Source organism: Nocardiopsis coralli, from assembly GCF_014892575.1.
GTDB classification, from domain to species: Bacteria; Actinomycetota; Actinomycetes; order Streptosporangiales; family Streptosporangiaceae; genus Nocardiopsis; species Nocardiopsis coralli.
This window is the reverse complement of sequence record NZ_JADBGI010000008.1, coordinates 144,895-159,228: the sequence shown is the minus strand read 5'-3', so window position 1 is coordinate 159,228 and position 14,334 is coordinate 144,895. Positions and strand designations below refer to the sequence as shown.

Genomic DNA, 14,334 nt, shown 5'->3' with positions numbered 1-14,334 from the left:
GCGACCGACCACCGCGCCCACGACACAGAACGGGTGTCAACGGTGGCCCATGTCACACTGATTTCCCGAGGTTTTCTCGGAACTCGTGGTGTGACCGCGATCACAGAGCCTTACCGTGGCCTCCTGGATCGATTCGCCAGGAGGTGGAGACCACGGTGACGTCCACTCGCAGCCCGCACACCGGGCGGGCCCGTATCCCCCGACGAACCCTCCGGACCGACCGATGGTGGCTCGGCCCCGTGCTCACGACACTGGGTCTGGCCGCCTTCGTCGTCTACGCGACCGCACGCGTCTTCCAGCAGGACCACTACTGGGTCGGTGAGTACCACTACCTGACGCCGTTCTACTCGCCGTGTCTGGCGGCGCAGTGCGTACCCGAGGCCTCGCTCTTCGGCCGGATCCCGGTCGAGTTCCCGCCGCTGGTCCCCTACGCGCTGCTCAGCCTGCCGATCCTGCTGCTGTTCCGCGTGACCTGCTACTACTACCGCAAGGCCTACTACCGCTCGATCTGGCAGGCGCCCACCGCCTGCGCCGTGCAGGAACCCCACCGCACCTACACCGGCGAGACGCGGCCGCTGATGCTCGGCCAGAACGGCCACCGGTACTTCTTCTACCTCGTCGTCGCCATCACGCTCATCAACACGTGGGACATGGCGGTCCCCTTCTTCCACGGCACCGACGGCGGCTTCGGCGTGGGGCTGGGCAACATCATCATGTTCGTCAACGTGCTCATGCTCTGGGCCTACACCCTCGGCTGCCACTCCTGCCGCCACGTCATGGGCGGCCGGCTCAAGAGCTTCGGCAAGCACCCCGTCCGCTACTGGCTGTGGTCGCGCATCTCGGTGCTCAACAGCCGGCACATGCTGTTCGGCTGGCTCAGCATCGCCACCCTCATGACCACGGACTTCTACGTCTCGCTCATGGCGAGCGGGACCATCACCGACCTGCGCCTCTTCAACTGACGCACCGGGCCCGCACCCGAGTCCACGGAGGAAAGGCACACATGCCCCCCACACCCGAGGCCGACATCACCCGGTACCGCTACGACGTGGTGGTCATCGGTGCGGGCGGAGCCGGGCTCCGCGCCGCGATCGCCGCCCGCGAGCAGGGCAAACGCACCGCCGTCATCTCCAAGTCGCTCTTCGGCAAGGCCCACACCGTCATGGCGGAGGGCGGCGCGGCCGCGGCCCTGGGCAACACCAACGCCGACGACACCTGGCACACCCACTTCCGCGACACGATCCGCGGCGGCAAGTTCCTCAACGACCCGCGCATGGCCGAACTGCACGCCCGCGAGGCCCCCGACCGGATCCTCGAACTCGAGTACTGGGGCGCGCTGTTCGACCGCACCGGCGACGGCCGCATCAGCCAGCGCAACTTCGGCGGCCACGAGTACCCGCGGCTGGCCCACGTCGGCGACCGCACCGGGCTGGAGATGATCCGGACCCTGCAACAGCGGGTCGTGGCCCTGCAACAGGCCGACGCCGCCGAGCTCGGCGACCCCGACGCCATGCTGCAGGTCTTCGCCGAAACCGCCGTGACCGAGCTGGTCACCGACGACAGTGGCGCGATCGCGGGCGCGTTCGGGTACCGCCGCGTCGACGGGGGTTTCGTGCTGTTCGAGGCGCCCTCGGTCGTGCTGGCCACCGGCGGGATCGGCAAGGCGTTCAGCACCACGTCCAACTCGTGGGAGTACACCGGCGACGGGCACGCGCTGGCCCTGCGCGCCGGGGCCTCGCTCATCAACATGGAGTTCGTGCAGTTCCACCCGACCGGGATGGTGTGGCCGCCGTCGGTGCGCGGCATCCTCGTCACCGAGTCGGTGCGCGGCGACGGCGGGGTGCTGCGCAACTCCGAGGGCGAGCGGTTCATGTTCGGTTACGTGCCGGACGTCTTCCGCGCCCAGTACGCCGAGACCGAGGCCGAGGCGGACGGGTGGTACGAGGACCCGTCGAACAACCGCCGCCCGCCGGAGCTGCTGCCCCGCGACGAGGTCGCCCGCGCCATCAACACCGAGGTCAAGGAGGGCCGGGGCTCGCCCCACGGCGGGGTGTTCCTCGACGTGTCCACGCGGATGCCGGCCGAGGAGATCCACAAACGCCTGCCGTCGATGCACCACCAGTTCAAGGAGCTGGCCGACGTCGACATCACCGCCGAACCCATGGAGGTCGGCCCCACCTGCCACTACGTCATGGGCGGGGTGCGGGTGGAGGCCGAGACCGGCGCCTCCGACGTGCCCGGCCTCTTCGCCGCGGGCGAGGTGGCCGGGGGCATGCACGGTTCCAACCGGCTGGGCGGCAACTCGCTGTCCGACCTGCTGGTGTTCGGCCGGCGCGCCGGTCTGGGCGCCGCCGCCCGGGCCGACGACCACCAGGGCTCCGGGGTGTCGGAGGAGCGCGCCTCGGCGTCGCTCGCGCGGGCCCTGGCCCCGCTCAAGCAGGGGCAGGGGGTCAACCCCTACACCGTGCACACCGAACTGCAGGAGACCATGAACGACCTGGTCGGGATCGTGCGCAAGGGCCCGGAGATGGAGGAGGCCCTGGAACGCCTCGCGCGGATGCGGGAACGCACCGACATGCTCAGCGCGCCCGGTGACCGTGTGTACAACCCGGGCTGGCACCTGGCGTTGGCGCTGCCGAACATGGTGCTGGTGTCGGAGGCGGTGACGCTCGCTGCTCTGGAACGCACCGAGTCCCGGGGCGGGCACACCCGCGACGACCACCCGGAGATGTCGCCGCAGTGGCGGAAGGTCAACCTCGCAGCGCGCCACGGCGACGACGGGGTTTCGCTGACCAGGCAGCCGCTGGCCGGGATCCCGTCCGAGCTGCTCGCGCTCTTCGACGACGACGAACTCGCCAAGTACCTCACCGAGGAGGAGCTGTCATGACCGAACGCACCTTCCGCGTGTGGCGCGGTTCCGGGGAGAACGGGGAACTCACCGACTACACGGTCGAGGTCAACGAGGGCGAGGTGGTGCTCGACGTGCTCCACCGGCTCCAGGCCACCCAGGTCCCGGACCTGGCCGTGCGGTGGAACTGCAAGGCCGGCAAGTGCGGCTCGTGCTCGGTGGAGATCAACGGGATGCCGCGGCTGTCGTGCATGACCCGCATGAGCGTGTTCGGGCCCGACGAGACCGTCACCGTCACCCCGATGCGGACCTTCCCGGTCGTGCGGGACCTGGTCTGCGACGTCTCGTACAACTACGAGAAGGCCCGCGAGATCCCGGCGTTCACCCCGGACCCGAAGACCTCGCCCGGGGACTTCCGGATGCAGCAGCAGGACGTGGAACGCTCACAGGAGTTCCGCAAGTGCATCGAGTGCTTCCTGTGCAACAACGTGTGCCACGTGATCCGCGACCACGAGGAGAACAAGGAGCACTTCTCCGGGCCGCGGTACCTCATGCGCGTGGCCGAGCTGGAGATGCACCCGGAGGACACCGCCGACCGGAGGCAGATCGCCCAGGACGAGTTCGGCATGGGGTACTGCAACATCACCAAGTGCTGCACCGAGGTGTGCCCCGAGGGCATCCGGATCACCGACAACGCGCTGATCCCCCTCAAGGAGCGGGTGGCCGACCGCAAGTACGACCCGCTGGTGTGGCTGGGCAACACCATCGGGCGGCGTCCGAAGGACACCCCGATCGTGCCCAACACCCGGCGCCCCGCCGAGGAGGAGTGAACCGGGCAGGCTGACCGGGTCGGCCGCGGTTGCGGCGCCTTCGGCGCCGGTCCGACCGGTCATACGGAGACCGCCGCGGCCGGCGGCCCACGCCGGCCGCGGCGGCAGGACCTGCCAGGTCGGCGCCACGGTCGATCCGCCACCACGGCGGCGCCATGGGCGTCTACGCCTCGGCCGGGCGATCTTCAAGCCGTCCCGTGGTTCGCGGCCGGCACCCGCTGGTCGGTCCGGGCCTGTGGAGGCCCGTCGGCACCTTCGGCGACCGACCCGTGATGGCAAGGGCCTGCGGCCCGCCGAGGACGGGTGAACCGGGCCCCTTCTGTCGGTGGTCCGGGGTAGCGTCGTGGCGCCCGGCCGGGGTTGCGGCCCGGCCGGGCGCGAGCGGGCCGGTGCGACAGGGAGAACAGGGGCCATGGCCGAGGACACCAGTTTCAAGCGGCACTTCGACGGCGCGTCCGCGCGGCGGCTGGGAGAGCGCATCCGCGTGATCCACCCGGCCTTCGACGTGGACGGTTACGCCGCCGAGGTCGCCTCCCGGGTGGGTCCGCTGGAACTCAAGGACCGGGTGCTGGTGATGGCCGAGGGGCTGCGCGGCCGGCTTCCGGAGAGCTACGCCGAGGCGGTCGGGATCCTCGTGGAGTCCCTGCACCTGCGGCTCGGTGACGACGAGGACACCTTCCACGACCGGTACCTGCTCATGCCGGTGGCGCGGTTCGTGGAGGAGTACGGGACCGATCACCCGCAGGCCTCGTTCCCGGCCCTGGTCGGGATCACCAAACGCCACACCAGCGAGTTCGCGGTCCGCCCCTTCGTGCGGCGCCACCCCGAGGCGACCATGGCGCTCATGCGCGCCAGTGCCCTGGACGCCGACGAGCACGTGCGCCGGTTCGCGAGCGAGGGGATCCGGCCGCGGCTGCCGTGGGCCTCCCACCTGGCGGAGTTCATCGCCGACCCGGCCCCGGTGCTGGAGGTCCTGGAACCGCTGCGCAGCGACCCGTCGGCCTACGTGCGCACGTCGGTGGCGAACAACCTCAACGACATCGCGCGCGACCACCCGGGCCTCGTGCTGGACGTGGCCGAACGGTGGACGCGGGAGAGCCCCACCCCCGAGACCGCCCGGATCGTCAAGCACGCGCTGCGCACCCTGGTCAAGAAGGGCGACCCGCGGGCGTTGGCGCTGCTGGGTGCGACCGGCGGCGAACACGTCGTCGCTCAGGGCCTCGCCGTGAGCCCGCACGTGCTGGACCTGGGCGGGACCCTGACCCTGGAGGTCGAACTCACCAACACCGACACCCGGGCGCACACGGTCGTCGTGGACCACGTCGTGCACCACGTGCGCGCCAACGGTGCCCGCAGCCCGAAGGTCTTCAAGTGGACCCGCGTGGAGCTCCCGGCCGGGCAGAGCCGCACGCTGCGCAAGCGCCACGCGATCCGGCCGATCACCACACGCACGTACCACCCCGGTGAGCACCTGGTGGAGGTGCAGGTCAACGGGGTGATCAAGGCGTCGGGCGGGTTCGAACTGCGCGTGTGAGGGTCGGCGGGATCAGAACCCGCGGCTGGCCCACACCTCGAGGTTCTCGGCCGCCTCCGCGATGGTCGTGGACTCACCGTGGCCCGGGTGCACGACGGTGTCGCCGGGCAGGGTGACCAGGTGGTCGCGGATCGAGGCGATGATCCGCGGGAAGTCGGAGAAGGCCTGGCCCGTGGCGCCCGGGCCGCCGGGGAACAGGGTGTCCCCGGTGAAGACCGTCGACAGCTCCGGCGCGTACAGGCACACGCCGCCCGGGGTGTGCCCCGGGGTGTGCAGCACCTGCAGCTCGACGTCGCCGGCGCGCAGCATCTCGCCGTGCAGCAGCGGGGCGTCGGGCTCGCGCCCCGGGTGCACGTGGTGCCACAGCTCGGTGTCGTCGGGGTGCAGCAGGATCGGGGAGTCGGTCAGGTCTGCGAGGTCGGCCGCGGCGTTGACGTGATCGCTGTGCCCGTGGGTGCAGACGATCGCCATGAGCTCGCGGTCGCCGAGACCCCGTGCGATCTCCTCGTGGTCGTGCGAGGCGTCGATGACCACGGCGCTCTCGTCGTCACCGACGATCCACACGTTGTTCTCGAGGTCGAACTCGCCGCCCTCCAGGCTGATGACACCCGAGGTGCGCAGACGTTCGACAGGGGAAGGGGAGTGCACTCTCTCACCACCAAGACACGTCTTGCGGTCGGACACGGCGTGGGTCGAGCTTATCCCGACGGACCCCGGGCGGTCGTGCGTGTCGGGTAAGAGCAGCGTTTGACTTTGATCCGGAACCGGCTCTTCCCGAGCGCACTCGCCCAGGGCCTGTTTGGTGGACGCCTTCCGTCGCTTCAACGAATACCGCGCCGAAGGCGTCCGTTGAGGGTGGTGGCGGGTGACGGGTGGGAACTGCGCCGAAGGCGTCCGTTGAGGGCGGTGGCGGGTGACGGGTGGGCACTGCGCCGAAGGCGTCGTTTGAGGGTTGGTGGCGGGCGACGGGTGGGCCGGTGTTCGCCAAACAGGTCCTAGGCCTGGGGGTGTCCCCCGGGTTCGAAGTTGCGGCGCAGTGCGTAGGGCTGGATCAGGCCGAGGCCGTGGGCGTGTCGTGCGCGCACCTTGACCACCTGGAGCCCGTCGGCGCCCTCGAGGTCGCCGGCGAGCGTGTCGTCGATGAGCACGGTCCCGGGCCGGGCGAAGGAGGTCAGGCGGCTGGAGCGGTTCACGGTCGTACCGAACACGTCGCCGTGCAGAGTCAGTACCGGGCCGGAGGCCACACCCACGCGCACGTCGGGGACCTCCACGTGCGTGCGGATGCCCGAGGCGAGCCGGAGCGCGATGTCGGCGGCCTCCGCGGCCGAGTCGGCCACGTACAGCACCTCGTCGCCCAGGGTCTTGACCACACGGCCGCCCCCGGAGGCGACGATGTCGGCGGCCGAGGCCTCGAAGGACTCCACCACCCCGGCCAGCTCCACCTCGTCGAGCTCACGGCTGAGCGTGGTGAAGGAGACCAGGTCGGCGAAGCCCACGATGAGCGGATAGTAGTTCGGGACGATGTCGTTGCCGTTGGACATCACCGCGAGCGTGCGGGAGGTCGAGGCGGCCAGCTGGCGGCGCCAGATGTGCAGCAGCAGGCGCTCGACGTCGGGGAGCAGCTCCTTGACCTGGCCCATGAGCGGGTTGTCGGGACCGCCCTCGCCGTCCTTGAAGATGAGGGTGCTCAGGATGCTGGTCTGCCAGTCGGCCAGGCGGGCCATGGTCTGGCCCATCGCCCGGGCGAAACGGACCACACCCTCGTCGTCGAGCACGCCCTCCTGCAGCAGGGAGTTGGTGATGCGCAGGGCCTCGACGTCGCTCTCGGCGAAGATGACCTCGTCGTCGCCCTGGGTCGGGAAACCCAGCGCGCGCCAGACGCGGCCGGCGAGTTCGGGGTCGGCGCCGGACAGCTCGATGGCCTGGGCCCGGGTGTACACCGCCTCACCGCCGAGGAGGACGGCCTCGATCTCGTTGGGGTCAGGGGTCGGCGGCATACGTTCTCTTTCACGGACCGTCCCCGCGAGCACGCGAGGAGCACGTTCTTCGGTCGACGGCTCGTACCGGGGGCGGCAGTGCACCCCGGCGGGCCCCGATCAGGCCGGTGGGCCCGACGGGTACCCGGGTGTCTGGGCCGAGCTCACCTGACGGTAGATCTCGGCCTGGAACCACTGGGGACGGGGCACGCGCTGGAGCGTCATGCTCTCGTTCTCCGAAGCCGACTGCACTGACAACGTTCCGTACCGCATCAGGCGTTCCCACAGAGAGATGTTGTACGAGACGTCGTTCACCCGAGTGAGGGGCATGGAGCGGCCCTGCTTGGAGACGAGGCCCTCGTGGGTCATCAGCCGCTGGTTGGTGAGGATGTAGACGGTCGTGGACCAGCGCAGCATCGGGATCACGCAGAAGACGAGGGCGGCGAGCACACCCACGCCCCCGATGACCAGGGCGGCGATGGTGGACCATTCCTCGTTCCACGGCAGGAACCACAGCCCGGCACCGACCACGGCGAGGATGAGCACCAGCGCCACGAACTCGCCCACCAGGACGGTCCAGTGCTGACGGGCGACGTGGACGAGCTCCTCGTCGTCGGCAAGATAACGGTCCGCGATAGCCATACCGGTGATCATGGCACAAGGCGGACGGGGCCGTGAAGGCGAAGTCGTACGCCTGTGGACGAACGCGGTACGGCCGGTCTCAGGCCCTGGGGCGCACGTGCACGACGTCGCCCACGCTCAGGGCCCGCTCCCCGTCGGGGCCGGACACCAGCAGGCGCGCCCCGTCGTCGATGCCGGTCGCGGTGGTCTCCAGGAGCTCGCCGTCGGGCAGGTGCACGGTGACCTCCCGGCCCACGGTCGAGCACAGCTCCCGGTAGAGGGAGGCGAGCCCGCTCGCCTCGGCGTCGCCCTTCGCGGCGGTCCAGACGGTGTAGAGCTCCTCGAACTCGCCGAGCACCGCGCCCAGGAGCACGGAGCGGTCGAGCTCGGCAGCGCCCTCGCCGAGCAGGGAGACCGCGGTGGGGACCGGGAGCTCGTCGCGGGTCTGCGACACGTTGAGCCCCATGCCGATGACCACGGCCGAGGATCCGGAGGACAGGTCGGTCTCGGCGAGGATGCCGGCCAGCTTCCCGTCGGCCTCCGCGGGCTCCGCGCGCCGGTCGGCGGGCACGATGAGGTCGTTGGGCCACTTGAGCGCGGCGTCGACCCCGGTGGTGCGGCGCACCGCGCCCACGGCGGCCACGCCCATGAGGGCGGACAGCCACCCCAGCCGGGCCGGCGGCACCGGCGGGCGCAGCAGCAGGGAGAAGGTCAGCGCCGACCCCTTCGGGGTCTCGAACCCGCGCCCGAGTCGGCCCCGCCCGGCGGTCTGGTGCTCGGTGACCAGCACGGTGCCGTCCTCGCCGCCGTCCCTGGCACGGGCGGCCAGCTCGCTGTTGGTGGAGCCGATCGCCGGCAGCACCTGCACGTGCTGCCACGGTCCGCCGGGCCGGAGGAGCGCGGCGGCCAGCGCGGCCTGCGAGAGCGGGGTCCGAGTGGTCTGGTCCGGTTGCATCCACCCATTACAGCACCCCCGGAAACCCCGCCCGGAACCCCCTGTGGACGGAGAGGCACCGGGTTACGCCGAAACCATCACAACGGTGCCCGTGTCGCACTACGTTCGGTGACCGGAGGTGACGTCACACATGACCATCGCGGAGCGTGATTCCTGCCCCGGGACGGAATCCCGCTGGGAGGTCACAGTGGGCATCTGGGAGTCGACCGACCTGCCGGAGGGTTGGCGGGCCGAGATCATCGAGGGCGGGCTCTTCCTCACGGGCCTCACTGATCAAGTGCACGCCCACATCGTCTCCCTGATCCAGAAGGAGCTCTTCCGCGAGTCCTTCCGGGAGGAAAGTGCTCTCTCGGGGAGCACTTTCCACCAGTTCGTCGATGTGCGGGAGCCTGGTGTTGAAGCCCTCTTCGTCCCTGATCTGGTGGTCCTTCCGGGCCGCCTCATACATCGCCACCCCGAGCACTTCGCGGGCGAGGCCCAGCTCGTGGTGGAGGTGACCTCCGAGAGCACGGCGGGCAAGGACCGCGGGCCGAAGCTGCACGGGTACGCGCGCGCCGAGGTCCCCCTCTACCTGCTCGTGGACCGCTGCGACCCGGACACGCAGCAGGGGGAAGCCACCCTCTACTCCGATCCCCGCAAGGGTGCCTACACCAGCCACACCAAGGTGCCCTTCGGCAAGGAGATCCACCTCCCCGAACCGTTCGACCTCCGGATCGACACCTCCGCCTTCCAGCTCTGAGGCCGCAGTACACAACAGGCCCCGGGACGTCTCCCGGGGCCTGCGTGTGCGTCAGGGGGTCAGCCGGTGTTCTGCAGGCCGGCGGCGACGCCGTTGACGGAGAGCAGCAGCAGGCGTTCCAGGTGCTGCTCGTCCTTCTCGGAGAGGTTGTCGGCCTCCTCGCCGCGCAGCGCCTCCAGAGCGCGCAGCTGCAGGTGGGAGAGCGCGTCCACGTAGGGGTTGCGCAGGTCGACGGCGCGGGACAGGACGGCGCGGTTCTCCAGCAGGCGGTCGTGGCCGGTCACCCGCAGCACGAGGGTGCGGGTGAGGTCGTACTCGTCCAGGACCTTGCGGGTGAGCTCGGGCCGCCCGCCGAGGGCGAGGTAGCGCTCGGCGATGGTGCGGTCGGTCTTGGCCAGGCTCATCTCCGCGTTGTCCAGCAGGGACGCGAACATCGGCCATTCGCGGTAGGCGCGCTGCAGTAGCGGCAGGTCCGGCACGGCGGCCAGGCCGGTACCCAGGCCGAACCAGCCCGGCAGGTTGACGCGGGTCTGGGTCCAGGCGAACACCCACGGGATCGCGCGCAGGTCGCCCAGGCCCTTGGCGGCCGAACGGCGCGAGGGGCGGGAGCCCAGGCGCAGCTCTCCCAGCTCCTCCAACGGGCTGACCTGCGAGAACCACACCGCGAAGTCGTCGGTCCCGATGAGCTCGAGGTAGGCCTCCTGCGCGGCCGCGGCGATCGTGTCGGCGTGGGCGCGGAACTCCTCCGCCGCCGAACGCTCCCGCTCCTGCACCCCGTCGGTGGAGGCCAGCAGCACCGCGTGGCCGACCTGCTCGATGTGGCGGCGGGCGATGGCCTCCTGGCCGTACCGAGCGAAGATGACCTCGCCCTGCTCGGTGACCTTGAACCGTCCGTCGACCGACCCCGGCGCCTGGGCGAGCAGCGCCCGGCTGGCGGGCCCGCCGCCGCGGCCCAGGGAACCGCCGCGGCCGTGGAAGAGCGTGAGCACGATGTCCTGCTCCCGCGCCCACTCCGACAGTCGGGCCTGCGCGTCGTACAGGCGCAGGGTGGCGCTGACCGGGCCGACGTCCTTGGCGGAGTCGCTGTAGCCGAGCATGACCTCCAGGCGGCGCCCGGTCTCGTCCAGGCGGCGCTGCACCTGCGGCAGTTCCAGCATCCCGGCGAGCACGTGCGGGGACGCCTCGAGGTCCGCGCCGGTCTCGAAGAGCGGGATGACGTCGAGGACGGGCCTGCGGTCCTCCGGCAGCGCGTACCCGGCCAGCTCGTGCACGGCCGACATGTCCTCGGCCGAGCGGGTGAAGCTGACGATGTACCGGCGGCACGCGTCGACACCGAAGCGTTCCTGGATCCAGGAGATGACCCGGATCGTGGCCAGGACCTCCTCGGTGCGCTCCGAGAGGGCCCCGCCGGCGCGCAGTTCGGCCAGCGCGGCGGCGTGCACCTCGCTGTGCTGGCGGATCTCCAGCTCGGCGAGGTGGAACCCGAAGGTCTCGGCCTGCCACACCAGGTGCTGGAGCTCGCCGTAGGCCTGGCGGACCGCGCCCGCCGCGGCCAGCGACGACTGCACGGTGCGCAGGTCGTCGAGGAAGGCGTGCGCGTCGGGGTAGGCCAGGTCGGCGTCGCGCTCGCGGGTGGCGCGCAGGCGCGCGGTGGCCAGCATCAGCAGCTGGCGGTGGGGTTCGTTGGGCGAGCGGTCGGTGATCTCGGCGAGGAGCCCGGGGTGCCCGGCCTTGGCGGTGGCCACGGCCTCCAGCAGCTCCTGGCTGGCGGGGGTGAGGTTGGAGTAGGCGGTCAGGGTGCGCGCGACGTGGCCGCACGCCCTCTCGAGCCCGCGCAGCACGTGCTCGGACTGGATCGTCATGGCCTCACGGGTGACGTCGTGGGTGACGAAGGGGTTGCCGTCGCGGTCGCCGCCGATCCAGCTCCCGTACCGCACGAACGGCAGGGCGCGCGGCGGCCGGGTGCCGGTGCCCTCGGGGTCCACGGCCGCGTCGAGGGAGCGGTAGACCTGCGGGATCACCGAGAAGATGGTCTCGTCGAAGGCCGACAGGGCGGTACGCACCTCGTCGAGCGGGTCGAGCTTGGTGTAGCGCAGCTGCGAGGTGCGCCAGAGCAGGTCGACCTCCTCGAGCAGGCGCCGGTGGGCCTCGCCGGCGGCGCTGCTGCCCTCGTGCGCGGAGTGCCAGGCCTCCAACTGCGCGCTGATGCGCAGGATCGAGGTTGACACGGCGCGGCGCCGGGCCTCGGTGGGGTGGGCGGTCAGGACCGGGTGGAACTCCATGCCTTCGAGGAGGCCGTCCAGGCGTTCCTCTCCCCCGCCCTCCTCGCGGACCGCGCGCACGGCCGCGGCGAGCGACTCCGCCGGCGGGTTCGCGGCGTCGTCGCGCTCGCGCAGGGCCCGCATGCGCTGGTGTTCCTCGGCGAGGTTGGCGAGGTGGAAGTACACGGTGAAGGCGCGGGCCACCTGCTTGGCGCGTTCGAGGGGCCAGGCCGCCACGAGGGACGTGATCTCCTCGCCGTCGACCGTCCCCTCGCGGGCCCCGATCACCGCGTGCCGGAGCTTCTCCACGTCAGCGAGGAGGTCCGATCCCCCGCTCTCGGCGAGGATCGTCCCGAGCATCTCGCCGAGCAGTTTCACGTCGTTGCGGAGTTGCTCGGGGACTTCCTGCCGTGCACTGTCGCGTTCCGCGTTCACCGCTGTCATGAGGCCGACCCTACAGAGATCTTCCCTGCGTAATACGGGCGGGGGTGCATTTCCAGCATTTGTCAATGGCGTGAATTCATGTGATTGTTCGCGGCTTTCGCACAGGAATCGCGCCCCATTCCGCTGCCCGGCCCGCGTTCATGCCGTCCCCTCGGAGGCAGCGGGGGCCGCCCGGACCGGCTTCCACCAGGCGCAGGACCGCATACGTTCAGGTAACGGAGGGCCGCTTGCGAGCCGCTGTGAGGCTCGGAGCTAACCTGCGTAGTTATGGCCACCGAAGCCCCTGAACCACTCCCCGCGGACGAGATCGACATCCACACCACCGCGGGCAAGCTCGCCGACCTGCAGCGCCGCCGGTACGAGGCGGTCAACGCAGGTTCGGACCGAGCCGTGGAGAAACAGCACGCCAAAGGCAAGATGACCGCGCGCGAGCGGATCGACGCCCTGCTCGATCCCGGCTCGTTCGTCGAGTTCGACGCGCTGGCCCGGCACCGCTCCACCAGCTTCGGGCTGGAGAGCAAGCGCCCCTACGGCGACGGTGTCGTCACGGGCCACGGAACGGTGGACGGCCGGCCCGTCGCCGTGTTCAGCCAGGACGTCACCGTGTTCGGCGGGTCCCTGGGCGAGGTCTACGGCGAGAAGATCGTCAAGGTCCTCGACCACGCCCTGCAGAACGGCTGCCCCGTCGTGGGCATCAACGAGGGTGGCGGCGCCCGTATCCAGGAGGGTGTGGTCGCGCTCGGCCAGTACGGCGAGATCTTCCGCCGCAACACCCACGCGTCCGGGGTGATCCCGCAGATCTCCCTCATCATGGGCGCGACCGCGGGCGGGCACGTCTACTCCCCCGCGCTCACCGACTTCACGGTGATGGTCGACCAGACCTCGCAGATGTTCATCACCGGACCCGACGTCATCAAGACCGTCACCGGCGAGGACGTGTCGATGGAGGACCTGGGCGGCGCGGCCACGCACACCGCCCGTTCCGGCGTGGCCCACTACATGGGCTCCGACGAGCAGGACGCCATCGACTACGTCAAGGACCTGCTCTCCCACCTGCCCGACAACAACCTGGACGAGGCTCCCCCGGTCGCACCCGAGGAGGCCCCGGCCGAGGAGACCACCGACACCGACCTGGCCCTGGACACGTTCGTCCCGGACTCGGCCAACCAGCCCTACGACATGCGCACGGTGCTGGAGTCGGTGCTGGACGACGGCGAGTTCCTGGAGGTGCACGCCCGGTTCGCGGCCAACATCGTGGTCGGGTTCGGGCGTGTGGACGGGCAGTCCGTCGGCGTGGTGGCCAACCAGCCCCAGAGCCTGGCCGGCTGCCTGGACATCGACGCGTCGGAGAAGGCGGCGCGGTTCGTGCGCACCTGCGACGCGTTCAACGTTCCGGTGCTGACCTTCGTGGACGTGCCCGGGTTCCTGCCCGGCACCGACCAGGAGTGGGACGGCATCATCCGCCGCGGCGCGAAGCTCATCTTCGCCTACTCCGAGGCCACGGTCCCCCTCATCACCGTCATCACCCGCAAGGCGTTCGGCGGCGCCTACGACGTCATGGGCTCCAAGCACCTGGGCGCCGACGTGAACCTGGCTTGGCCCACCGCCCAGATCGCGGTCATGGGGGCGCAGGGCGCGGTGAACATCCTGCACCGGCGCACGCTGGCCGAGGCCGACGACGTGGAGGCCGAGCGCAACCGCCTCATCACCGAGTACGAGGAGACCCTCCTGAACCCGTACTCGGCGGCCGAGCGCGGTTACGTCGACGACGTCATCCTGCCCTCGGAGACCCGGGAGCAGGTGGCCAAGGCCCTGAAGGCGCTGCGCAACAAACGAAAGCAGCTCCCGCCCAAGAAGCACGGGAACATCCCGCTGTGAGCGCGCGAGAACAAGCGCCGCACCTGGCCGTGGTCAGGGGCGAGCCCACCGCAGAGGAACTCGCCGCGCTCACCGCGGTGCTCAGCGCCCGCGCCGCCGCTGCCCGGGCGGCCGAGGGCGCCGAGCAGCCCGAACCCGTGTCGGGCTGGCGCGACCGGGCACAGGGTCTGCGGGGCCGTGTTCCCCCCAGGCCCGGTCCGGGCGCGTGGCGCCTGAGCTTGCGGTGATCAACCGCCTTCGATGTCCAG

12 protein-coding genes are annotated in these 14,334 nt (G+C 70.8%); 7 read left to right on the top strand and 5 right to left on the bottom strand.

The window, feature by feature from the left end; translation table 11 throughout:
* Nucleotides 1–143: 143 nt before the first annotated feature.
* From IDM40_RS11195 to IDM40_RS11180, 4 genes are all read left to right on the top strand, one after another.
* Nucleotides 144–962: a hypothetical protein gene (locus tag IDM40_RS11195; protein WP_193121891.1), complete on the top strand. Its 819-nt coding sequence runs from the start codon at nucleotides 144–146 to the stop codon at nucleotides 960–962.
* A 41-nt stretch (nucleotides 963–1,003) separates the two neighbouring features.
* A complete protein-coding gene (locus IDM40_RS11190; protein ID WP_193121890.1) occupies nucleotides 1,004–2,887 on the top strand; it encodes a fumarate reductase/succinate dehydrogenase flavoprotein subunit in 1,884 nt (627 codons plus the stop codon).
* Entirely contained in the window at nucleotides 2,884–3,678 is a 795-nt protein-coding gene (locus IDM40_RS11185) for a succinate dehydrogenase/fumarate reductase iron-sulfur subunit (protein WP_193121889.1), read from the top strand. Before IDM40_RS11190 ends, IDM40_RS11185 begins: the two co-directional genes overlap by 4 nt.
* Before the next feature lie 412 nt (nucleotides 3,679–4,090).
* Nucleotides 4,091–5,212 (top strand): DNA alkylation repair protein, encoded by a 1,122-nt coding sequence (locus IDM40_RS11180; protein ID WP_193121888.1) that lies wholly within the window; start codon nucleotides 4,091–4,093, stop codon nucleotides 5,210–5,212.
* A 12-nt stretch (nucleotides 5,213–5,224) separates the two neighbouring features.
* On the opposite strand, the gene IDM40_RS11175 is transcribed toward IDM40_RS11180, so the two are convergent.
* The 4 genes from IDM40_RS11175 to IDM40_RS11160 all read right to left on the bottom strand — a co-directional run bounded on the left by IDM40_RS11175 (nucleotide 5,225) and on the right by IDM40_RS11160 (nucleotide 8,764).
* Nucleotides 5,225–5,860, bottom strand: coding sequence for an MBL fold metallo-hydrolase (locus IDM40_RS11175; protein ID WP_193121887.1), 636 nt, complete (start codon nucleotides 5,858–5,860; stop codon nucleotides 5,225–5,227).
* 347 nt (nucleotides 5,861–6,207) lie between these two features.
* Entirely contained in the window at nucleotides 6,208–7,209 is a 1,002-nt protein-coding gene (locus IDM40_RS11170; protein ID WP_193121886.1) for an adenylate/guanylate cyclase domain-containing protein, read from the bottom strand.
* A 99-nt stretch (nucleotides 7,210–7,308) separates the two neighbouring features.
* Nucleotides 7,309–7,830, bottom strand: coding sequence for a PH domain-containing protein (locus tag IDM40_RS11165; RefSeq protein ID WP_235997499.1), 522 nt, complete (start codon nucleotides 7,828–7,830; stop codon nucleotides 7,309–7,311).
* Between the two features lie 79 nt (nucleotides 7,831–7,909).
* Nucleotides 7,910–8,764: a biotin--[acetyl-CoA-carboxylase] ligase gene (locus tag IDM40_RS11160; protein ID WP_193121884.1), complete on the bottom strand. Its 855-nt coding sequence runs from the start codon at nucleotides 8,762–8,764 to the stop codon at nucleotides 7,910–7,912.
* Between the two features lie 130 nt (nucleotides 8,765–8,894).
* On the opposite strand from IDM40_RS11160, the gene IDM40_RS11155 reads away from it, so the two are divergent.
* Nucleotides 8,895–9,503 (top strand): Uma2 family endonuclease, encoded by a 609-nt coding sequence (locus tag IDM40_RS11155; protein ID WP_193121883.1) that lies wholly within the window; start codon nucleotides 8,895–8,897, stop codon nucleotides 9,501–9,503.
* A gap of 59 nt (nucleotides 9,504–9,562) precedes the next feature.
* Here IDM40_RS11155 and IDM40_RS11150 read toward each other — a convergent pair whose 3' ends face one another.
* The gene (locus tag IDM40_RS11150; protein WP_193122000.1) at nucleotides 9,563–12,124 is read right to left on the bottom strand and encodes a phosphoenolpyruvate carboxylase; all 2,562 of its coding nucleotides are present in this window, start codon (nucleotides 12,122–12,124) and stop codon (nucleotides 9,563–9,565) included.
* 351 nt (nucleotides 12,125–12,475) lie between these two features.
* On the opposite strand from IDM40_RS11150, the gene IDM40_RS11145 reads away from it, so the two are divergent.
* Together IDM40_RS11145 and IDM40_RS11140 are read left to right on the top strand one after the other, a co-directional pair.
* Nucleotides 12,476–14,086 (top strand): acyl-CoA carboxylase subunit beta, encoded by a 1,611-nt coding sequence (locus tag IDM40_RS11145; protein WP_193121882.1) that lies wholly within the window; start codon nucleotides 12,476–12,478, stop codon nucleotides 14,084–14,086.
* Complete coding sequence (locus tag IDM40_RS11140; RefSeq protein WP_193121881.1) at nucleotides 14,083–14,313, top strand: acyl-CoA carboxylase subunit epsilon; 231 nt, start codon at nucleotides 14,083–14,085, stop codon at nucleotides 14,311–14,313. Before IDM40_RS11145 ends, IDM40_RS11140 begins: the two co-directional genes overlap by 4 nt.
* Nucleotides 14,314–14,334 lie beyond the last annotated feature (21 nt).

Coding starts and splice junctions, on each gene's coding strand:
- IDM40_RS11160 (WP_193121884.1), bottom strand. CDS start 8,764: ATGCAACCGGACCAGACCACTCGGACCCCGCTCTCGCAGGCCGCGCTG.
- IDM40_RS11165 (WP_235997499.1), bottom strand. CDS start 7,830: ATGGCTATCGCGGACCGTTATCTTGCCGACGACGAGGAGCTCGTCCAC.
- IDM40_RS11185 (WP_193121889.1), top strand. CDS start 2,884: ATGACCGAACGCACCTTCCGCGTGTGGCGCGGTTCCGGGGAGAACGGG.
- IDM40_RS11145 (WP_193121882.1), top strand. CDS start 12,476: ATGGCCACCGAAGCCCCTGAACCACTCCCCGCGGACGAGATCGACATC.
- IDM40_RS11190 (WP_193121890.1), top strand. CDS start 1,004: ATGCCCCCCACACCCGAGGCCGACATCACCCGGTACCGCTACGACGTG.
- IDM40_RS11155 (WP_193121883.1), top strand. CDS start 8,895: ATGACCATCGCGGAGCGTGATTCCTGCCCCGGGACGGAATCCCGCTGG.
- IDM40_RS11170 (WP_193121886.1), bottom strand. CDS start 7,209: ATGCCGCCGACCCCTGACCCCAACGAGATCGAGGCCGTCCTCCTCGGC.
- IDM40_RS11150 (WP_193122000.1), bottom strand. CDS start 12,124: ATGCTCGGGACGATCCTCGCCGAGAGCGGGGGATCGGACCTCCTCGCT.
- IDM40_RS11180 (WP_193121888.1), top strand. CDS start 4,091: ATGGCCGAGGACACCAGTTTCAAGCGGCACTTCGACGGCGCGTCCGCG.